The 20,810-nt window shown below is 70.9% G+C and carries 16 protein-coding genes and 1 pseudogene; 12 read left to right on the top strand and 5 right to left on the bottom strand.

The features are described from left to right. The first annotated feature begins 115 nt into the window (after positions 1-115). The 8 genes and pseudogenes from ABZ937_RS40095 (at position 116) to ABZ937_RS40060 (ending at position 11,123) form a co-directional block, all read left to right on the top strand. Positions 116-1,645, top strand: a complete 1,530-nt coding sequence (locus ABZ937_RS40095; RefSeq protein WP_361699889.1) for a sugar ABC transporter ATP-binding protein — start codon at positions 116-118, stop codon at positions 1,643-1,645. Between the two features lie 41 nt (positions 1,646-1,686). Beyond that, positions 1,687-2,703: pseudogene (locus ABZ937_RS40090) on the top strand (ABC transporter permease); the annotation flags it as partial. Then, on the top strand, positions 2,700-2,891 hold the full coding sequence (locus ABZ937_RS40085; protein WP_361699886.1) for a hypothetical protein: 192 nt from the start codon (positions 2,700-2,702) through the stop codon (positions 2,889-2,891). The pseudogene ABZ937_RS40090 and the gene ABZ937_RS40085, both read left to right, overlap by 4 nt. Positions 2,892-2,932: 41 nt before the next feature. Further along, positions 2,933-4,096 carry a substrate-binding domain-containing protein gene (locus ABZ937_RS40080; RefSeq protein ID WP_361699884.1) on the top strand — a complete coding sequence of 388 codons (1,164 nt, stop codon included), beginning with the start codon at positions 2,933-2,935 and terminating at the stop codon, positions 4,094-4,096. 58 nt (positions 4,097-4,154) lie between these two features. Next, positions 4,155-5,831 carry an Eco57I restriction-modification methylase domain-containing protein gene (locus tag ABZ937_RS40075; RefSeq protein WP_361699882.1) on the top strand — a complete coding sequence of 559 codons (1,677 nt, stop codon included), beginning with the start codon at positions 4,155-4,157 and terminating at the stop codon, positions 5,829-5,831. Positions 5,832-5,843: 12 nt separating this feature from the next. After that, complete coding sequence (locus ABZ937_RS40070) at positions 5,844-6,569, top strand: PaeR7I family type II restriction endonuclease (RefSeq protein WP_361699879.1); 726 nt, start codon at positions 5,844-5,846, stop codon at positions 6,567-6,569. Between the two features lie 297 nt (positions 6,570-6,866). Continuing rightward, the gene (locus ABZ937_RS40065; protein ID WP_361699876.1) at positions 6,867-9,722 is read left to right on the top strand and encodes a peroxidase family protein; all 2,856 of its coding nucleotides are present in this window, start codon (positions 6,867-6,869) and stop codon (positions 9,720-9,722) included. A gap of 33 nt (positions 9,723-9,755) precedes the next feature. Further along, a complete protein-coding gene (locus ABZ937_RS40060) occupies positions 9,756-11,123 on the top strand; it encodes a hypothetical protein (protein WP_361699873.1) in 1,368 nt (455 codons plus the stop codon). Positions 11,124-11,138: 15 nt separating this feature from the next. On the opposite strand, the gene cynR is transcribed toward ABZ937_RS40060, so the two are convergent. Next, a complete protein-coding gene (cynR, locus tag ABZ937_RS40055) occupies positions 11,139-12,047 on the bottom strand; it encodes a transcriptional regulator CynR (RefSeq protein ID WP_361699870.1) in 909 nt (302 codons plus the stop codon). A 126-nt stretch (positions 12,048-12,173) separates the two neighbouring features. On the opposite strand from cynR, the gene ABZ937_RS40050 reads away from it, so the two are divergent. Then, positions 12,174-12,767 (top strand): carbonic anhydrase, encoded by a 594-nt coding sequence (locus ABZ937_RS40050; protein ID WP_361699867.1) that lies wholly within the window; start codon positions 12,174-12,176, stop codon positions 12,765-12,767. Positions 12,768-12,876: 109 nt separating this feature from the next. Beyond that, positions 12,877-13,347: a cyanase gene (cynS, locus tag ABZ937_RS40045; protein WP_361699864.1), complete on the top strand. Its 471-nt coding sequence runs from the start codon at positions 12,877-12,879 to the stop codon at positions 13,345-13,347. A 50-nt stretch (positions 13,348-13,397) separates the two neighbouring features. Here cynS and ABZ937_RS40040 read toward each other — a convergent pair whose 3' ends face one another. From ABZ937_RS40040 to ABZ937_RS40025, 4 genes are all read right to left on the bottom strand, one after another. Continuing rightward, complete coding sequence (locus ABZ937_RS40040; protein WP_361699861.1) at positions 13,398-14,999, bottom strand: M4 family metallopeptidase; 1,602 nt, start codon at positions 14,997-14,999, stop codon at positions 13,398-13,400. Positions 15,000-15,147: 148 nt separating this feature from the next. Then, complete coding sequence (locus ABZ937_RS40035; RefSeq protein ID WP_361699858.1) at positions 15,148-16,128, bottom strand: LysR family transcriptional regulator; 981 nt, start codon at positions 16,126-16,128, stop codon at positions 15,148-15,150. Between the two features lie 251 nt (positions 16,129-16,379). Beyond that, positions 16,380-17,402, bottom strand: coding sequence for a LuxR C-terminal-related transcriptional regulator (locus ABZ937_RS40030; RefSeq protein ID WP_361699855.1), 1,023 nt, complete (start codon positions 17,400-17,402; stop codon positions 16,380-16,382). A gap of 483 nt (positions 17,403-17,885) precedes the next feature. Then, positions 17,886-19,232, bottom strand: coding sequence for a PLP-dependent aminotransferase family protein (locus tag ABZ937_RS40025; RefSeq protein ID WP_361699852.1), 1,347 nt, complete (start codon positions 19,230-19,232; stop codon positions 17,886-17,888). A gap of 441 nt (positions 19,233-19,673) precedes the next feature. On the opposite strand from ABZ937_RS40025, the gene ABZ937_RS40020 reads away from it, so the two are divergent. Then, entirely contained in the window at positions 19,674-20,000 is a 327-nt protein-coding gene (locus ABZ937_RS40020) for a hypothetical protein (RefSeq protein WP_361699850.1), read from the top strand. Continuing rightward, the gene (locus ABZ937_RS40015) at positions 19,993-20,640 is read left to right on the top strand and encodes a LysE family translocator (RefSeq protein ID WP_361699847.1); all 648 of its coding nucleotides are present in this window, start codon (positions 19,993-19,995) and stop codon (positions 20,638-20,640) included. Before ABZ937_RS40020 ends, ABZ937_RS40015 begins: the two co-directional genes overlap by 8 nt. Positions 20,641-20,810 lie beyond the last annotated feature (170 nt).

The following is a 20,810-nucleotide window of genomic DNA, read 5'->3' as shown; positions in this document are numbered from 1 at the left end:
GGCGCCGCTGACCCGTTGGTGTCACATAAGGCAGCAAATACCTCAAATGCCATTGCCCGGGCTACTAGGATCAAGGGCGACAGTCGGGAAGAACTCGCCAGGCCGACCTTCGGAGATGTCCGTGCACGACCCTCCCGACACCTCTGCGGAACCCCTGGTCCGCATCCGCGGGCTCGCCAAGCGGTTCGGCGGGACCCGCGCGCTGGACGGGGTCGACCTCGATGTCCAGGCGGGCAGCGTCCTCGCCCTGCTCGGCCCCAACGGAGCCGGAAAGTCGACGCTCATCAAGGTGCTCGCCGGCGTCCATCACGCCGACGCGGGACAGGTCACGGTGGACGGGCACCCGCTCGGGAGTCGTGCCGCCTCCCGAGCCATGTCCTTCATCCACCAGGACCTGGGGCTCGTGGACTGGATGACCGTCGCCGAGAACATCGCCCTGAGCGTCGGGTACCAGCGCCGCGCCGGTCTGATCTCCTGGCGGCGCACCCGGGAGCGCTGCGCCGAGGCCCTGCGGATCGTCGCCGGACATCTGGACCCCGCCGCGCCGGTCGCCCGCCTCTCCCCCGCCGAACGCTCGCTGGTCGCCGTCGCCCGTGCCCTGGCCGCCCGGTCGAGACTCATCGTCCTCGACGAGCCGACCGCCCGGCTGCCCGCCGCCGACTGCGCCCGGCTCTTCCGCGTCCTGCACGCCCTGCGCGACCAGGGGCACGGCCTCCTCTACGTCAGCCACCGGCTGGACGAGGTGTACCGGGTCGCCGACGCGTTCGCCGTCCTGCGCGACGGCCGCCTCGTCAGCCACGGCACCCTGGCGGGCCACAGCCCCACCCGCCTCGTGCATGACATCGTCGGCGAGGAGCTGCCCGACCACCGCCCCTCCCCCGCCCCCGGCGACGGCCCGGCCGTCCTGACCCTCGACGGCGTACGGACCGCCGGCACGGGACCGGTCGCCTTGGAACTCCGGGCCGGGGAGGTCCTGGGCCTGGTGGGCCTCTCCGGCGCCGGGCACATGGACCTGGGCCGGGCCCTCGCCGGCACCCGGCCTCTCCGGGGCGGCCGGGCACTCCTCGGCGGCCGGCCGTACCGACCCCGCACGGTCGCCGACGCCGTCCGCCTCGGTGTCGGCTTCGTGCCCGGCGACCGACAGCGCGAGGGCTGCGCCGCCGAGCTGACCGTACGGGAGAACCTCCTGGCCAACCCGCGCGCCGGAGGCCTGCCGGCGCCGCGGTGGATCGCCCCCCGCCGCGAGCGTGCCGAGGCCGAAGGCCTGATCGAGCGGCTCTCGGTGCGTCCCCGCGACACCGAGGCACCCATCGGCACGCTGTCCGGCGGAAACCAGCAGAAGGTCATGATCGGCCGGTGGCTCCGGGCGGGCCTGCGCCTGCTGATCCTGGAGGAACCGACCGCGAGCGTGGACATCGGAGCCAAGGCCGCCGTCTACCGCCTGCTCGACGAGGCCTTGGCCGCCGGCCTCGCCGTGCTGCTCGTCTCCACGGACTTCGAGGAGGTCACGGGCGTGTGCCGGCGCGCCCTGGTGTTCGTGCGCGGGTCCGTGACGGCCGAGCTGAGCGGTCCGGCCCTTACGGTCGCCGGACTCACCCGGGCGGCCTCGGCCATGCCCTCCTCCGGAACCGCGACGCGCCCATGACCGACCCGCCAGCCTCGCCGTCCCGGGCGCGCCGGCGGGGGCCCGCCGGACACCTCATCAGCGCCTACGGCCTGCCGGTCCTCACCGTTCTGCTCGTCCTGGCCTTCTCCCTCGTCCTGCCGCGTACGTTTCCCACGCGGGACACGGTCGACTCACTGCTGTCCACCCAGTCGATTCCCGCCGTCCTCGCGCTCGCGGCCACGGTCCCCATCGTGACCGGCGCGTTCGACCTCTCCCTCGGCTACGGCCTCGGCCTGGCGCACGTCATGGTGATGCAGCTGATCGTCAACGAGCGGTGGCCCTGGCCATGGGCCTGCCTCGTGGTGGTCGCCGGAGGGGCGGCCGTGGGCGTCCTCAACGGTGTCGTCGTCGAGTTCGGCCGGATCGACTCCTTCATCGCCACCCTCGGGACCGGCAGCATGATGTACGCCGTGACGGGCGCGGTCACCGACGGCGGCCGGATCGTCCCCGGCCCCCGAGGTCTCCCCGCCGCCTTCACCGATCTCTACGGCTCCAGGCTGCTCGGCGTCCCGGTACCCGCCTACTGCGTGCTGGCCCTCGCGGTCGCTCTCTGGCTGGTGCTGGAGCGGCTGCCGCTCGGCCGGTACCTCTACGTCGTCGGGTCGAACCCGCGCGCCGCCGACCTCGTCGGCATCCCGACCCGCAGGTACACCGTCTACGCGTTCACCGCGTCGGGACTGATCACCGGCTGCGCCGGTGTGCTGCTCGCGGCCCAGCAGCAGATCGGCAATCCGAGCGTCGGCCTCGACTATCTGCTGCCCGCCTTCGCCGGCGCCCTCCTCGGCTCCACCGCGATCAGGCCCGGTCGCGCCAACGCCCTGGGCACGCTCGTCGCCGTCGCCGTGCTCGCCGTCGGCCTCACCGGCATCGGCCAGCTCGGCGCCGACTTCTGGACGATCCCCCTCTTCTACGGCGGCACACTCCTGCTCGCCGTCGGACTGGCCGGCTACTCCGCCCGCCGCCTGCGCACCGGCGCCGACGCCTCCCGCGAAGCGCCCCCGGGGCGGGAGGCCGGCACGACGGGCACCACCCCGTGATCCGCGCCACGCGCGCCCTCGCCCTGCTGCTGGCGGCCACCGCCCTCGCCGGCTGCGAACGCGGCTCGTCGAACGGCCCCCGCGTCTCCACCACCGGGCCGAGCGGCTGCCCCGCCACCCAGGCCAGAGCCGAGGCCGCCGTCACCCGGGCGGAGCGGACGACCGGCACGACGGACCCCGTCCCATGACCCGCCTCACGCGTTCCCTCACTCCTGCGCGAGGAGTTCCCGTGCACCGCGACCGCGCGGCCGTCCCCGGCGTCGTCACGGCGCGCGCGGTCTCCCTCGCCCTGCTGCTGGCCGCCACCACCCTCGCCGGCTGCGAACGCGGCTCGTCGAACGGCCCCGGCGTCTCCACCACCGGGCCGAGCGGCTGCCCCGCCACCCAGGCCAGGGCCGAGGCCGCCGTCACCCGGGCGGAGCGGACCGACGTCCCCTGGAACGGGCCGGCCGGCGGCCCCACGGCGGTTCCCGGCAAGACGATCGTCTACGTCGCGCAGACCATGACCAACCCCGGAGTCGCCGGCGTCGCACAGGGCGTACGGGAGGCCGCCCGGGTCCTCGGCTGGAACGTCCGGGTCATCGACGGCGAGGGCACCCCAGCCGGCATCTTGGCGGCCCTGAGCGAGGCCGTGGCGCTCAGGCCCTCGGGCATCGTCATCGGCGGTTTCGACCCCGGCTCGACCTCGCTGCAGGTCGCGCGGGCCACCGCGGCGCACATCCCGCTCATCGGCTGGCACGCGGTCGCCGCCCCGGGCCCCAGCGCGCACCCCAGGCTCTTCACCAACGTCACCACCCACGTCGACGACGTCGCCGCGATCAGCGCGCAGTGGGTCATCTCCCACTCCCACGGCCATGCGGGGGTCGTCCTGTTCACCGACGCCTCGATCCCCTTCGCCCAACACAAGTCCGAGCTGATCAGGAAGGGTCTGGCCGCCTGTCCGGGCGTGCGGCTGCTGTCGTACGAGAACATCCCGATCCCGGACGCGAGCAGCCGTACCCCCAGGGAGGTCTCCGTCCTTCTCTCCCGCTTCGGGAGCCGGTGGACCCACTCCGTCGCGATCAACGACCTGTACTTCGCCGACGCCGCCCCCGCCTTCCGCGCGGCCGGGGAGAAGGGATCCGGCCCGCCCTTCAACATCGGCGCCGGCGACGGCGACCCGTCCGCCTTCCAGCGCGTCAACAGCAGGCAGTACCAGGCGGCCACCGTCCCCGAACCGCTGTCGCTGCAGGGCTGGCAGATCCTCGACGAATTCAACCGCGCCTTCTCCGGCCGGCCGGCCAGCGGCTATGTCGCGCCCGTCCACATCGCCACGGCGGACAACAGCGAAGGAGCCACGGCCTGGGACCCCTCGGGCTACCGGGAGGCGTACCGGAGGATCTGGGGCAGGTGAACCCCACGGCCGGGAGGACGATCACCGCCCCGCCGATGGCGGACGGTAGTGTCCTTGCGTGGCAACTTTCGCGCTGTTCGGCACCGACGACCTCTCCCTTCCCGAGTCTCTGCAGGAGGCGGTGGAGCATGGCGAGGTGTTCACGCGTGCCTGGGTTGTCGAGCTCATCCTGGATCTTCTCGGCTACACGGCGGACAAGGATCTGTGCGATCTGCGGCTCGTGGAGCCCGCGTGCGGCGGCGGGGCGTTCCTGAGCGTCATCGCGTCCCGGATCAGTGCGTCATGCCGTGCGCACCGTCGCCCCCTCGCGGACGCGATCGACGCCGTCCGCGCCTTCGACCTGCTGGACCGCAATGTGGAGCAGAGCCGGGCGCTGGTCACGGAGAGGCTGCGGGCACAGGGCTGGGAGCCGAAGGAGGCGCGCAGGGTCGCCGCCGCGTGGGTGCGGCAGGGCGACTACCTGTTGCAGTCGATCACCGAGCAGCGTGCCGACTACGTCGTCGGCAACCCTCCGTACATCCGCCTCGAAGACGTTCCCGACGACAGGATGGCGGCGTACCGCCGCGTGTGCTCCACGATGGGGGGCCGGGCGGACATCTACATCGGCTTCTACGAGGTGGCCCTGCGCAGCCTCAACCGGGGCGGCCGACTGGGCTTCATCTGCGCCGACCGCTGGATGCGGAACCAGTACGGCCGACGGTTGAGGCAGCTGGTGACCCGGCACTTCAGCATGGACCTCGCCCTGGTGATGCACGACGTCGACGCCTTCGAGGAGCAGGTCGCGGCCTACCCCGCGATCACCGTCATCTCGAACGAGCCCCAGGGCACGGCGGTCGCCGCGGACACGAACCGGTCGTTCGGAGCGGAACAGGCGCGGGAGTTCGTCGACTGGTACGCGGCGGGCGAGCGGTCGACGGCTGCCACGGCTTCCTACCAGGCCGCTCGCATGCCGCACTGGTTCCCGGAGGAGGACTCGTGGCCGGCCGCTTCACCGGCCAGGCTCGCCGTCCTTGAGGATCTCACCGAGCGTTTCCGGCTCCTGGAAGACCCGGAGACGGGCACGAGAGTCGGGATCGGCATCGCCACCGGCGCGGACAAGGTCTTCCTCACCAAGGACAGGGAGCTGGTGGAGGAAGACCGGTTGCTTCCCATGGCCATGGTCCGGGACACCACCAGTGGCACGGTCGACTGGGACGGCACCTACCTGGTCAATCCCTGGACGGCCGGCGGCGATCTGGTGGACCTCGATGCCTACCCGCGTCTCGCCTCCTACTTCGAGCAGCACGGCGCGGCCCTGCGCAAGCGCTACGTCGCGGTCAAGCAGCCTCACCGCTGGTACAAGACCATCGACAAGGTCGACCACCGGCTGACCCGTCGTCAGAAGCTGCTGTTCCCGGACATGAAGCTGAGGATCCATCCGGTCCTCGACGAGGGGGGCCTGTACCCTCACCACAACCTGTACTTCATCGTCTCGGACGTCTGGGACATGCGCGTACTCGGTGGCCTGCTGCTGTCCAGGGTCGCGGAAGCGTTCGTGGAGGCATACGCGGTCAAGATGCGTGGGGGCACCCTCCGCTTCCAGGCGCAGTACCTCCGGAAGATCCGCGTTCCGGACCCGGCGACGATCAGCGGGAGCGACCGGGCCGCTCTCGCCGAAGCCTTCGACCGGCGGGATGTGGAGGCCGCCACCGAGGCCGCGTTGCGTGTCTACGGGCTCGCCGAGCTGCCTGACTAGGAGGAACGAATCTTGACGGTCACCCGCCAGGACTTCGAAGACGCCATCGCGGCGTACTGGGGTGCCAAGCAACTGCAGAACGAGCAGTCCGCGATCAAGAACGCGGTGGGGGCCGGCACCGCCGGCTCGGTCCGAGGGGGCAAGCACTTCGACGTCATCGCGACGCTCCTGGCGAAGTTCTTCCTGGAGGCCGGCTACCCGGCTTCGAGCATCCGCGTCACCAAGTCACAGGGCCTTGAACTGCCCGGCTACTACCGGCCGCAGAAGCAGTGGGACCTCGTCGTCGTCCATGAGAACGTCCTCGTGGCGGCGTTCGAGCTGAAGGCTCTGGGCGGACCGTCGTACGGCAACAACTACAACAACCGGGTCGAAGAGGCACTCGGCAGCGCTGTCGACCTGCGCCGCGCGGCCCTCGCCGAGCTGTTCTCGAAGGAGAAGCCCTGGCTGGGCTACTTCTTCATCATGCAGGACGGTGACGGGTCCCGCAGGCCCGTCAAGACGGCCAAGGGCGCGCTGCCCGCCGACCCGGTCTGGCAGGGCACGTCGTACCAGGACAGGTTCGGGATCTTCTGCGAGCGGCTCGTGGCGGAGCAGCTCTACGACGCCGCGTGCTACGTCACGTCGTCGGCCGAGCACCCGAAGCCGATCGAGCTGGTGGAGAGCCTCGACTGGCGGCACTTCTCCGCGGCGATAAACGCCCGCCTCACGTACCTGAAGGAACTCGGCATTCCCGGGTAGCACCGCGCCGTGCCCCTTCTCCGCGGTCGCGACATGCGAGCGGCGACGGGTTGCGCGAACATGGACGAGTGGGCTCGGCGGTGAGGAGACCCCGTCGGCTGCCCCCGGCCGAGGCGAGCCGCTGAGCCACGTCCTCTTCGAGCCCGACTTCATCGACGCGGCCGTCGAATCCGGCCGACGCGATGCCCGACGCATCGTCAGCAACGCGCGTGACGGCGCTCTCCGGCACGTGATCCGCGTCCGCGGCGTGACGCGCGCGCAGCAGCGCGAACCGCGCAGGAAAGGCAGGGCGCAAGCATGACCAGGACAGCGGAGTACGAGCGGTACGAGGGCGGCAGCGCGGAGGCCGAGCGGCTGGTCTTCGAGAAACTGGCCGGGGAGCTGATGCGCGTCCAGGTCAAGATCAAGAAGTCCGGCGGGGCAGCGGCTCTCGCCAGGACCTTCCATGCGAAGCCGGTGCTCGGCGTGGAGAACGCCCGTCTGAGGATCCACGACCAGGTGCCGCCCGAGCTGCGGACCGGCTTCGTCCAGCCGGGTGCCGAGTACCCGGTCACCGTCCGGCTGTCCAACGCCAGCGGCACCCCACAGGCCGACTCCCTGCCGGACATGCGCGGCGCGGCGCTCCGCGTCGAGGCCTCCGACGGTACGCACGACCTTCTCATGACGAACTTTCCGGTGTCCCACGCGCGCAACGCCCGTGAGTTCGTGGCGTTCGCCAGGACGATGGCGGGCGCCCGCACCCGCTTCCAGAAGGCGTTCGCGCTGTTCGTCATGTTGCCCTTCGCCGTCGGCCGGCCCACCGCCGCCCGGATGCGCCGCAACGTGCGGGCCGGTGCGCGCGACGATGTGCGCAGCCTGGCCCTGGAGACGTACTGGAGCCGCGGCGCCATCCTGTGGGGCGAGGCCGGGCCGGTGCGCTACCAGTTGCGCCCCGTGCGGGGCGCGCCCGACGCGCCCGTGCCGGCCCGCGGCGACCCGGACCATCTGAGCCGCGAGCTCGCGCAGCGCCTGGCCCGCGGGGATGTCGCCTTCGAGCTGCTCGTGCAGCGGTACGTCAGCGAGGCGATCACCCCCGTCGAGGACGGTTCGGTGGAATGGCGGGAGGACGTCACCCCGACGGTGCCCGTGGCCACCCTGACCATCCCGCGCCAGAACCTCGACACCGCCGAGGCCCGCACGGCCGCGCGCCGGATCGAGGAGCTGGCGTTCAACCCCTGGCACACCACGCAGGAGTTCCGGCCGCTGGGCAATCTCAACCGTGCCCGCAAGGCCGCCTACGAGGCGAGCAGCGCGCAGCGGCTGGGCTACCGCTTCACCACCGACGAACCCCGGCGCAACAAGGTGCTGAGCGCACCGGTGGGTGCCGCCTTCCGTGTCCTCAACCGGTGGGTGCCCTGGTACCGGCTGCCGTTGCCGGCCGGCCTGCTCAACCTCGTCTTCCTGCGCAAGACGTTGCGCGCGAAGAACCTGATCGACACCGACCGCCACGAGGCCCCGCCGCAGCCCGTCCCGGTGCCGCCGCCGATCGACGAGTCGCTGCGGGTCGCCCGCAGTTACGACGGCACGTTCAACGACCTGTCCGCCCCCGCGATGGGGGCCGTGGGCGCGGCCTTCGGCCGCAACATGCCGCCCGTGCTGCGCCCGGACCTCTTCGACGAGCCCAGCCCGTACGAGGTCAGCAGGCTGCTGCTGCAACGCGACACGTTCCTGCCCGCCCGGTCCCTGAATCTGCTCGCCGCCGCGTGGATCCAGTTCCAGGTGCACGACTGGGTCAACCACAGCCGCTACCCGACGGGTACCTCCAGCGTGGAGGTGCCGCTGCCGCCGGGCGTCGAGTGGCACAACACCCCGGGCGGTCCCACGGAGCAGGTGATGCGCTTCGCCGAGAACGTGGCGATGGCCGGCGACGGCGCGCCGGTCCACTTCGCCGACACGGCCTCCCACTGGTGGGACGGCTCGGAGCTCTACGGCGGCGACGAGAAGGCCGCCCGTTCCCTGCGCGACGCCGACGGCGGCGCCGACCTGCGGCTGGAGGACGGCCATCTGCCGCTCGGCCCGAACGGCGTCCCGCTCACCGGTGTCCGCGAGAACTGGTGGCTGGGCCTGAGCGTGATGCACACCCTCTTCGCCAGGGAGCACAACACGGTGTGCGCGGAGCTGCGGCGCGCGTACCCGCGGATGGACGAGGAGCGCGTCTACCACACGGCGCGGCTCATCGTGTCCGCGCTCATCGCCAAGATCCACACGGTGGAGTGGACACCGGCGATCCTCGCCACCGAGGCCATCGACATCGGGCTGAAGACCAACTGGCAGGGTCCGCCCGCGAAGTGGCTGGAGCGGCTGGGGCTGTGGCTGTTCGAGGCGCACTCGCTGACCGGCATCCCCGAGACCGTGCCCGACCATCACGGCGCGCCCTACTCCCTCACCGAGGACTTCGTCACCGTCTACCGGATGCATCCGCTGATCCCGGACGACTTCGAGATCTGCGACCACCGCTTCGGGCGGCGGCTGGACACCCTCGGCTTCGACGACGTGCAGGGCACCGCGGCCGAGCCCCTGATCCGCAAGACGGGCCTGCCCGACTCCCTGTACTCGTTCGGCATCGCCCATCCGGGCGCGATCACCCTGCACAACTTCCCGCAGGCACTGCGGCACTTCGAGCGGGACGGCGAGATCATCGACCTGTCCGTGGTCGACCTGGTGCGCGCCCGCCGCCGTGGGGTCCCCCGCTACAACGACTTCCGGGCCGGCCTGCACAAGGAGCGTATCCGCCGCTTCGAGGACCTGACGGCCGAACCCGGGACGCTGGCGGGGCTGAAGCAGCTCTACCGGTCGGTCGACGAGATCGACACCATGGTCGGGTTGTTCGCCGAGAACCCGCCGACCGGATTCGGGTTCAGCGACACGGCCTTCCGCGTCTTCATCCTGATGGCGACCCGGAGGCTGCAGAGCGACCGCTTCCTCACCGTGGACTACCGCCCCGAGCTGTACACGCAGCTCGGCATGGACTGGATCGAGCGCAGCGGCATGACCGAGGTCATCCTGCGGCAGTGCCCGGAGCTGGCGAGCTTCCTGCCGCGCGACGCGAGCGCCTTCGTGCCGTGGCGGCCGGTGCCGACACCGCCGAACGGTCCCCGCACCACGGAGTCCTGAGTCAAAGGGCGTTCCCGGGACAAGGAGAGGACCATGACGGTGTCCAGCCGGCATCGGGGGCTCGAAGCACTGCTGGCACGACCGCTCCTGGAGACCATCTGGTGGCGGCGCACCCACCGGGTCAGCCGGGGTGCGGCCGTCCCCGCCGGCTCGATGAGCTATCGCTCGTCCGACGCCCCGCTACCGCTCGGCGAGCTGGAGGAGGCGGTGCTGATCGCCCTCACCGGCTGCACCGGGCTCACCATGCCGGACCGGCCGTTCGAGGATCCGCGCGACGGCAAGCCCATCATGGCCAAGCCGAACCTCAACATGGCCGGCCGGACGGCAGGCAGCCCCGACAACGCGCAGGGCACCCACTTCTTCATGATCAACGACAGTGGCACCTACTACCTGCGCAAGTTGCCGCCGTCGCCGGACGCCTCCGTCGAGCCCGGCTCGCTGGTCGAGCGGGCTCGGCTGGCCAAGGTGCGGGTCCTGGACCACCGCCTGGACGTCGCCGAGGGCATGCGCGACTTCCCGGCCTACCTCGACTCCAACCGCGTGCTGTCCAACCTGCCCGGCAGCACCCTCTTCCTGCCGGTCGTCGACCTCTCGCACCAGTACATCAACGGCCTGATGTACCTGCTCACCCAGCCGGACGGGGCCCGGCCGACGCTCGTCGACGACCGGAACTTCTACCGCCCCGCCGGGGTGCGCACGTGGGTGCGGAACGGCTTCCTGAACAAGGACCTGAAGCTTCCGTTGGGTGTGCTGGGCCCGCTGCGCACCCAGATCGAGGCCGAGCTGCTGCTGCAGAACCTCATGCTGACCGCGGACGCCATGGGGCTCGGCGCGTGGATCCACGCCTCGATCAACCCGCAGATCATGCTGGGCGACCCGAAGTTCTCGGCGCGGTACGGGCGGATGCTCGGCTTCGACTTCGTCACCCCCCGCTGGCGCCCGCTGGACCTTCCGCGCTGGCAGCTGCCCCTGCCCAGGTTCGCGACCGCGCGTTCGCATCCGGTCGGGCTCAGCGTCGACGGCGAACCGCTGATCAGAGCGGCCTGCCCGCCGTACCACCCGTCGATGTCGGAGGCGGTCGACGCCGTCGTCCGGGCGAAGTTCGGTCCGAAGGGCATCTACCACGACAAGGACCTATTCACGGGCATCTACCGCGACGACTACGGGCAGCGCTACCTCGCCGAGGCCCGCGAGTACGACCAGCGGGTCATCGAGTGCGCCCGCGACGTGTGCGAGTACATCCACGCCACGCACGACCGGTTCCCCGCACACGTCGACGCCATTCAGGTGCCCGGCATCTGGCTCCAGGTGCACCATCCCGAACTCGGCTACTACGAGCGGTTCTTCCGCGACGGCCTGACCGAGGCGCACAGGGAGCACACGGGGCTGTGGGACACCTGACCGACGGTGGTGTGGTCACGGGGCCGGCGTGTATCCGCGTGTGCGCACGAGGTCGTGGACGAGGTGGGTGAAGGCACGGGTGGCGGCGCTCTGGTAGGCGTCGGCGCGTCGCACGAGGGTGACGGTGCGAGTGGGGAGGGCGGGCTCGAGCGGGACTGGGGTGAGGCGGGGGTGGTCGTGGGTGACGGCGTCGGGGAGGACGGTGGCGAGCGGGGTGCGCTGGACGACTTCGGTGAGGGCCTGGATGGAGTTGGCCTCGACGGTGATGCGCGGGCTGACCCGGTGTCGTCCGAGATAGGCGTCGATGTGGCCGCGGGTGGCGAAGTCGCCGGTGAGCAGGGCCAGTTGACGGTCGGCCAGGTCGCGCACCGGTAGCGGGCCGGGGCGGCCGGCGAGAGGGTGGTGGGTGCCGGTGACCAGGGTGAGCGTCTCGGTGAACAGGGCGGTGGCGGTGACGCCGGCCAGGTGAGGGCCCTGGAAGGCGATGCCGAGGTCGAACGCGTCGGCCAGCAGCCCGGTCTCGATGTCGGCCTGCGTCGTCTCCCGCACCGTGAGGGTGATGCCGGGGTGGCGGGTGTGGAGCTCCGCGGTGAGGGGGCCGACGAGGTAGGCCGTGAACGTGGGCGTGACCGCAAGGCGCAGCTGCCCGCGCGAGAGATCCTGCACGTCGTGGACGGCACGCTCGGCGGCGGCCAGGTCCCGCAGCGCGCTCCGGGCGTGGTGGGCGTACGCCTCGCCGGCGTCGGTGAGGCGTACGGTGCGGCCGGTACGGTCCAGCAGCTGCGTGCCCAGAGTCCGCTCAAGCTGCCTGATCTGCTGGGACAGCGTGGGCTGGGAGATGTGCAGGTCCTCGGCGGCGCGGGTGAAGTTGCCGTGATCGGCCACGGCGAGCAGGTAGCGCAGATGACGCAGTTCCAGGGCCATGAGCAGAACTATAGATGGCATCAATGGCTGCCATGGTCAGCGCGTCTTGGACTCTATACATCGAGGTCATGCATGGTGGATCTCGCCAGGCCCCACGGGCCGGGCCGCCACGAAAGGGAGTCACCCATGTATGACCTCGCCGCGGGCGTCGCGCGATTCCAGCAGGACGTCTTCCCGGCCAAGAAGGAGCTCTTCGCCCACCTGGCCGCCCACCACACCCCCCACACGCTGTTCATCGGCTGCTCCGACGCCCGCGTCGTCCCCGAGCTGATCACCGGCTGCGAACCCGGCGAGCTGTTCGTCATCCGCACCGCCGGCAATCTCGTCCCCGCCCACACCCCCGGCGCCGACGGGGTCGCGGCGAGCGTCGAGTACGCCGTCGTCACGCTCGGCGTGACGGACATCGTCGTCTGCGGGCACTCCGCGTGCGGCGCGATGACCGCCCTCGCCCACCGTCACGACCTGAGCGACGCCCCGGCGGTCGCCGGCTGGCTGCGGCTCGCCGACGCCTCGGTGGCCCGTACCGCCACCGCCGGGGACGTGCCGGCCCTGGTGCGGGGGAACGTGCTGGCCCAGCTGGCGAACCTGGCCACCCACCCGTCGGTCGCCCGCGCGCTGGCGCAGCGGAGGGTCGCTCTGCGCGGCTGGGTCTTCGACATCGCCACCGGCCGCGTCGAGGAACTCAAGGTCATCGGCTCCCCCGCCGTACTCACGGCCTGACCCCGGTTTCCCGGGCGGGGCCGACGCCGTCGGCGCCACCCGGGCCCGCGAAGCCCGCCCTCGTTCCGCGCACGATGCGCGCGGGGCACACACCGAAAGGAACCCACTCATGGTGCACGCCCAGTTCACCCCCGCCGCCCGCGAGGCCCTGGCCGCTCAGGCCGTGGAGGCCAAGACCCGCAAGAACCTCTCCTGGCAGCAGATCGCCGACGCCGCCGGCCTGTCCGTCGCCTTCACCACGGCCGCCGTCCTCGGCCAGCACCCCCTGCCGGAGAAGTCCGCGAACGCGGTCGCCGAGCTGCTGGGCCTGGACGAGGACGCGGCGATGCTGCTGCGGACCATCCCCACCCGCGGCTCGATCCCCGGCGGCATCCCCACCGACCCGACCGTCTACCGCTTCTACGAGATGCTCCAGGTCTACGGGACCACCCTCAAGGCCCTCGTCCACGAGCAGTTCGGCGACGGAATCATCTCCGCGATCAACTTCAGGCTCGACGTGAAGAAGGTCGCCGACCCCGAGGGCGGCGAGCGCGCCGTCATCACCCTGGACGGCAAGTACCTGCCGACCAAGCCCTTCTGATCCGCGCCTCCGGTGGGGGCGGGCCGTTCGGGGCCCGCCCCCACCGCCGGTCAGGCGACGTTGACCGCGCTCCAGGCCGCGGCCACGGTGGCGTACTCGGGGCTGGTGGCGCCGTAGAGGTCCTTCGCCGCGTTCAGGGTCGCGGTGCGGGCGCCCTTGTAGTCCGTGGTGGAGGTCATGTAGACGGTCAGCGCCCGGTACCAGATGGCGGAAGCCTTCTGGTTGCCGATACCGGTGACGGTGGAGCCGTTGTACGTCGGACTGTTGTAGGAGACGCCGTTGATGGTCTTGGCGCCGCTGCCCTCGCTCGCGAGGTAGAACCAGTGGTTGCCGACGCCGGAGGAGTTGTGCACGTCGAGCCGGCCGACCGACTTCGACCAGTAGTCGGCGGAGCGGCCGTCCAGCGACGGCTTGTCGAAGCGGCGCAGCCACGGCGGGGTGGACTGGTCACTGAAGAGGTAGTCGGGGGTGTCGACCGGGTTGTTGGCGTACCACTCGACCATGGTGCCGAGGATGTCGCTGGTGGCCTCGTTCAGGCCGCCGGACTCACCGCTGTAGCGCAGGTTGGCGGTGGCCGAGGTGACGCCGTGGGTCATCTCGTGGCCCATGGTGTCGAGGTCGACCTGCTCGGGGTCGGTGGTGCCGTCGCCGTCGCCGGTCATCATGCAGAAGCAGGTGTCCGACCACTGGGCGTTGTCCCAGTTGGTGCCGACGTGGACGAAGACGGTGGCGCCGCGGCCGTCGTTCTTGATGCCGTTGCGGCCGAAGGTCGTCTTGTAGTAGTCGAAGGTCTTCGCGGTGTTGGCGTGCGCGTCGACGGCGGCGGTGGCGCGGTCGGTGGAGAACTTCCTGCCGTCGCCCCAGACGTTGTCGGCGTCCGTGAACAGGGTGCCGGAGGTGCTCTTCAGGGACGAGGACGAGAGGTTGTGCGCGTCCTTGGTGATGTGGCCGCGCACCGGGTCGATCAGGGCGAAGGTGCCATCGGCCTGCTGGGTGGTGTCGATGCCGACGTCACCGGTGTACTCGGAGTGGCCGGTGCCGGTGGCCTCGTGCTCGGCGTCGTAGTTCTCGATCGCCGCGCCGGTGGTGGCGTCGGTGACGAAGACCTCGCCGTGCGGCTGGCCCTTGTCGCCCAGGCCCTGCACGGTGGTGCGCCAGGCCAGGCGGGGGGTGCCGTCGGCGGCCCACACGATCAGCTCGGGGGTGGACTTGGCCTTGTGCACCAACCCGTGCGAGCGCTTCAGGGCGCCGGCCGCGGTGCTCTTGGCGCCGATGGCGGGGGTGACGGACTTGAGCGCCACCTTGTGGGCCTTGGCGCGGGACGATCCCTTGAGCGAGCCGTCGGCCTTCTGGTGGACGACGAAGTCGCCGCCGACGACGGGGAGGCCGCGGTAGGTCCGCTCGAAGCGGACGTGCTGGGTGCCGTCGGCGTCGATCACGACGTCCTTGACGTGGAGTCTCTGGCCCGGGCCGAAGCCGAAGGTGTCGGCGTGCCGGGTCACGTTCGCCTTGGCCTGGGATATCGCCGTGTCGCGGACGGAGGTTCCGCGCTGGACCGCGTTGGTCTGCGAGTGGGCGGGTACGGCCATCGCGCCCGCGGTGATGACGCCGGCGGCGACCATGACGGAAAGGGCATGCAGAGGACGGGGCATGACGGGGTGATTCCTTCGCTCGTCGTGGGGTGACGACGTCCTGGGGGGACGTTGACGCGAAGTGTTCACCAGGTGACATGTTCCTGACGTGACTCCATCTGGGATATAGCCGCGGAGCTATAGGGCACGGGGAACCGCGGCCCGCCGGTCACGTGCCCTCGCCGAGGGCGAACTCCTCGCCCCCGTCCTGCCACCAGGCCAGATACGGCGGTCGCTGCCGCACGAGCGACAGATAGGCGGCCAGGACGCGCTCGCCGGCCGCGTCGGCGAGCTCGGGGGGAACCGATTCCGTGTTCCAGGCCAGCAGCAGCCGCCGGTGGAACGGGACGTCCACGAGCGGCCGTTGCACGGTGCCCTGGGCGGGGACATCGGCGGTCGGCCAGACGCCGCAGACGGCACGGCGGCCGGCGACCAGGATCTGTGCCACGGACAGGTCCGGCGTCACATGGGCGATCCGCGGAGTGAATCCGGCCGCCTGGCAGGTGAGATGAAGGTACGCGTGCACACCGCTCTCGTCGGCCTCCGGCATGACCCACTCCTCCCCCGCCAGCTCATGGAGACCGACCGTCTCCTGGCGCGCCAGCGGGTGGTCCTCGGCGAGCAGGACGAAGACCGGTTCGCGGAGCAGTGTGCGTGTCGCCACCGACTCGCCGACCGGGAGCGGGAATCCGGGGAACTCGCCGAACACCGCGATGTCGCACTTCGCCAGGCTCAGCGACTTCACCAGGGCGTGCACGGAACGCCGGGCGTCTATGGTGAGCCGGCGTTCCGGGACGAGTTCGAAGAGGGCGGAGACCAGCAGGGACACCAGGGGGCCGGCGGTTCCGCCCGCCCTCAGCGGCGCGGCGGCCTTGCGGTCCGCCTCGGCCGCCGACCGGGCGTACTCGCGCATCCGGTCGAACCCGACGACGAGGTCGCGGGCGCAGCGCAGGACGTACTGTCCGTTCTCGTTCGGCGTCACGCCGTCGGCGCTGCGGATGAAGAGCGGGCCGCCCAGCTCGTGTTCGATCCGCTTCAGCTGAGCACTCGTGGCCGGCTGGGACAGCTGCAGCCGTGCGGCGGCCTTGCGGATGCTGCCGGCCTCGGCGACGGTGAGCAGGACACGGAGGTGCCGGAACTCCAGGTGCATGACCATCCCCCGCTCAGCACGGAGGGACCCATGCAACCCCCCGTGACCAGCAGAACCAGCTGCCCGACGGCATGGTGACCCAGAATCCGACGGTCCCGTGGTGGCGGCAACCACGGGACGGTAAAACCTGTGTGCGAACGCCGGGTCGTTCCGCCGGCATCACCGTGCCGGCCGGTACGAATCGGTGCGATTCGCCCGGCCGCCCTCACCCCTGACAGGCCGTCGGCGAAGGCGGGCCGGCCCGGCCGCGTTCAGGAGGCGCCCACCGGCTCCCCCTGCCTGAGGAGGCCGCGCTGGGAGATGAGATAGCCGAGCTCGGCGCGGCTGCGGCTGCCCAGGACCTCGGCGACCTTCTTGATGTGGGCCGAGACCGTGCGGGAACTCACGCCCAGGCGAGCGGCGATGGCCTCGTCGGTGTGGCCGGTGACGACCATGCGGAGCACGGCGGCGCGGACCGAGTCGGTCACCAGGTCCGGGCGATGCTGTTCGGGTGCGATGGAGACCGGACGGGCGCGTGCCCACGTGTGGTCGAAGACCTTGACGAGGAAGGCGACGGCGCCGGGGTGCCGGACGGCGAGGGCGGCGTTCTTGCGTTCGGGGATGCCGGGGATGAAGGCGACCGTGCGGTCGCAGATGATGAGGCGCTCGAATATCTCGTCCACGGTGCGGACTTCGGCACCTTCGGCCGTCACGCGCTCGATGTAGGCGAGGGTCGGCTGGTGGGTGCGGACACTGTGCTGATAGAGGGTCCGCTGCCCGACGCCGCGCCGCAGGATCGCGAGGTCACGCGGCAGGGCCTCGGCCAGGAGGGCGGGAGACCGGCCGCCGCCCGGCTGTGCCGTGAGCAGTTCCTCCTTGCACGCCTCGACGACCAGCCGAAGGGACTGACTGATCACGTCCGCGCCCCTCAGGGACTCGATGGGAACTCCGGTGTCGTGCTGCGCCCGGTGGTAGAGGCTGTCCGCGGCCACGAAGGACGAACGCAGTGACGCCAGCGTATTCTCGTGGTGTTCGATCTCTCGGACCACGGAGCGGGTGAGGTCGGCCTCGGCGACCTTCGGCGGAATCGGGACGTAGAGTCCGGCGGCGCCCGGAATGGGGCGCACCAGCCGGTAGGAGATGAGGCATTCGGGAATCTCTCCCGATATCGCCCCGTCATTGAGGGCTTCGCGGTAACGCTCCAGACCCTGAGCGCAGAAAAGCACCGCGGACGAGGTTCCGTCGACGCGCTTTCGGCCGTCGCCCTTCTCCTCGATGTCCTCTTCCTGGCACATATGTCCCACCTTCGTGTTGGCGCGTTGCGGGTTCCCGACGCCTGTCGCTCTCGCATCCCGGTCCGCACGTCAGCATCATTGATCACGTGGGGGACACGGTCGAAGCGGGCTCCTGCCAGGTGTTTCCCGCCTGGCCCGGGCCGCGAATGATCATGACCGTCCACCTGCCGGGATGTTGCTAAACATGGAACTACTCACACTGGCGAGGTATCGAAGATGTACCAGACTGCCCAGTACGGCCGTGTCTGCACCGCCCTTGTCGCGGGTGTCGCGACGACGGACGACGACTCGGCATGGGGCTAATTCCAGCCAGTCCGACTGAATTCTGCCACCGGCAATTCCCCGTTCCGCCGCTCCGGGAGATGTCCCGGGCGGAGTCAGGGCGCTTTCCGTGGTTCTTCCGGAGAAACAAGGGATCTCCCCGAAAGCGTATTAACGATTCACCTCCGGGGAGAAAATTTCACTGCGCACCGACCTCCCGCGTCAGTCGGTGACGAGGTCGTCCGGGGCGGACCGGGCGAGTTCGACGAGCTTGCCGAGTGCCTGCGACAGGACCTCCGGCTGCGGTGAGGCGAGGCCCAGGCGGATGGCGTTGGGGGCCTGGCTGCCGCCGACGGTGAACGCGGCGGCGGGCACGACCCCGATCCCGTGCCGCGCGGCGGCGGCGACGAACGTGTCCGCACGCCATGGGCGGGGAAGTTGCCACCAACAGTGATAGGAGCGCGGATGGCTCCGCACGGCGAAACCGGCGAGGTGCCGGGCCGCGATCTCCTGTCGTACCGCCGCTTCCCGTTGCTTGGCGGCCACCAGCTTCTGCACGGTGCCGTCCTGTTGCCAGCGGTGGGCGGCCTCCAGCGCGAACCGCATGGGGGACCAGCCGCCCGACCGCAGGGCGACGGCGATCTCGCTCGTCAGGACCGGGGGCGCCACCGCGAAGCCGAGGGTCAGGCCGGGCGCGATGCGCTTGGACAGGCTGTCGATCAGGACGGTTCGCTCGGGGGCGTAGGCGGCGAGCGGCGGCAGTTCGTCGCGCAGGAACGCCCAGATGGCGTCCTCGACCGCGGGCAGCCCGAGCCTCAGCAGAACCTCCGCCAGCTGCTCGACGCGCTGCTCGGGCATCGTGAGCGAGAGCGGGTTGTGCAGCCTCGGCTGCACGTAGACGGCGTGCAGCGGGGCCGCCGCGTGGGCCTCCTCCACGGCCTCCGGGATCAGTCCGGCGTCGTCCATGGCCAGCGGGACGAGGGTGATGGCGAGCCGGGCGGCCACGGCCTTGATCACGGGGTAGGTCAGCTCCTCGACCCCGAGGCGCCCGCCCGGCGGCACCAGGGCGGTGATGACGGCCGAGATGGCCTGCCGTCCGTTGCCCGCGAAGAGGACCTGCGCGGGGTCGGGTCGCCAGCCGCCGCGGGCGAGGGTGTCGGCGGCGGACTCCTGGACGGCCGGCAGGCCGGACGTGCCGACCGGCAGCAGGGCGTACCCGAGGGCGTCGGGGCGCAGCAGCCCGCTGAGCCCTTCGGCGAGGAGCGCGCTCTGCTCGGGTACGGCTGGGTAGTTGAGCTCCAGGTCGACGCGGCCGGCCGCCGGTTCGGTGAGCGCGAGGAGGCCGGCACCGGACTTCGCGGACCCCGCGCGCACGAACGTACCGCGTCCCACCTCGCCGACGGTCAGGCCACGGCGGGCCAGCTCCTGGTACACGCGTGTGGCGGTGGAGTTGGCGATGCCCTGCTGCCGGGCGAACTCGCGCTGCGGGGGAAGGCGGTCGCCGGGTCTCAGGACGCCGGACCGGATCTCCTCGGCCACCGCGTCGGCGACGCTCTGATAGTCCTTCACGACTCGTGCTCCCCTCGTCCACCCCGGGTCGCCCTCATCCAACCACAGCATTGCACTCGGTGCAATAGAGCAGTTGCATCGAGCAATTGCCCTGCCCTAAGCTCCAGGCATTGCCCCGAGGTCAGGAAGGGAGTCCTGGGCTCAGTGAAGACGACGACCCGAACCCGGTCCCCGCTCGGCCGCACTCCCGCGCCACTTCCCGACTGCCGTCACTGCGGCTTCACATCCGGCCTGATCAGGCAGGACTCCATCGCCGACGCGCTGCGGGAGTACGCGACCGCCTGGCAGCGTGTGCTCCGGGGCCCGGGCCTCAGCAGCCGGCGCGCGGGCACCCCCGCCTGGTCACCCCTGGAGTGCGGCTGTCACGTCCGTGACATGTGCCTGCTGTTCCACATCCGACTCGATGCAATCCTGGGTCAATCTATGATTGCACCGAGCCCGATGCTCGGTGCAACTCCCGGGGCATGGCCGGCCTGCCCCGACAGCGCTCCGCACTACCGGGACGAGGAGCCCCGGCACGTGGCGAAGGAGCTGGGCCGGGCCGCCGAGACCCTGGCCCGCCGCCTGGCCCTGCTGACCGCCGACGACTGGCACCGCGACGACCCGCGCCTGGCCGATCCGCGGCTCACCGTCGACTTCTTCACCCGCCACCTCCTGCACGACATCGCCCACGACCTCGCCGAGGCCGTGCACGACGACGGCGCCGACGAGGCGCACGCGGAGAACGGCGGTGCAACGCACCTACGAATGAGGGGTTTTCATGGTTGAACTGAGCGGAATCCTCGGCGTCTCGGTGGTGGCACTCGGCATGGTGCTCACCCCCGGCCCGAACATGATCTACCTCGTCTCCCGCAGCATCACCCAGGGCAGGCGCGCCGGGATCATCTCCCTCGGCGGTGTGGCCCTGGGCTTCATGATGTACCTGCTCGCCGCGAACCTGGGCCTGTCGGTCGTCTTCCTCGCCGTGCCCGAGCTGTACGTCGCGGTGAAGCTGGCGGGCGCCGCCTACCTCGCCTATCTGGCCTGGAACGCCCTGAAGCCGGGCGGCCTCTCCGTCTTCGACCCGCAGGACGTGCCGCACGACTCGCCGCGCAAGCTGTTCACCATGGGCCTGATGACGAACCTTCTCAACCCGAAGATCGCCATCATGTACCTCTCCCTCATCCCCCAGTTCATCGACCTGGACCGGGGCCACGTCCTGCTCCAGGGCATCATTCTCGGTTCCTTCCAGATCGTGGTCAGCATCGCGGTCAACCTGACCATCGTGCTCGCCGCCGGCACGATCGCCGTCTTCCTCTCCCGCCGCCCCTCCTGGCTGAAGGTGCAGCGCTACATGATGGGCACGGTGCTGGGCGCCCTCGCCGTCTCCCTTGCCATCGACACGTCGGGCCCGGCCGTCACCAGCTGACGGACACCGGCACAACGCTGAGGGGGGACGCCGTTTCCGGTGTCCCCCCTCAGCGTTGTGTGTCGTCAGGACTGATCGCGGGCCGCGGTCAGGTGTTCCGCGTGTTCCTGGAGCGAGCGGACGCCCACGTCTCCGTGGTTGAGGGCGTCGATGCCCTGGACGGCCGCGGC

The sequence above is a fragment of the Streptomyces sp. NPDC046727 genome (genome assembly GCF_040645635.1).
GTDB lineage: Bacteria > Actinomycetota > Actinomycetes > Streptomycetales > Streptomycetaceae > Streptomyces.
Note: the sequence above shows the minus strand (reverse complement) of the source record. Positions and strands in the feature narration are given on the sequence as shown.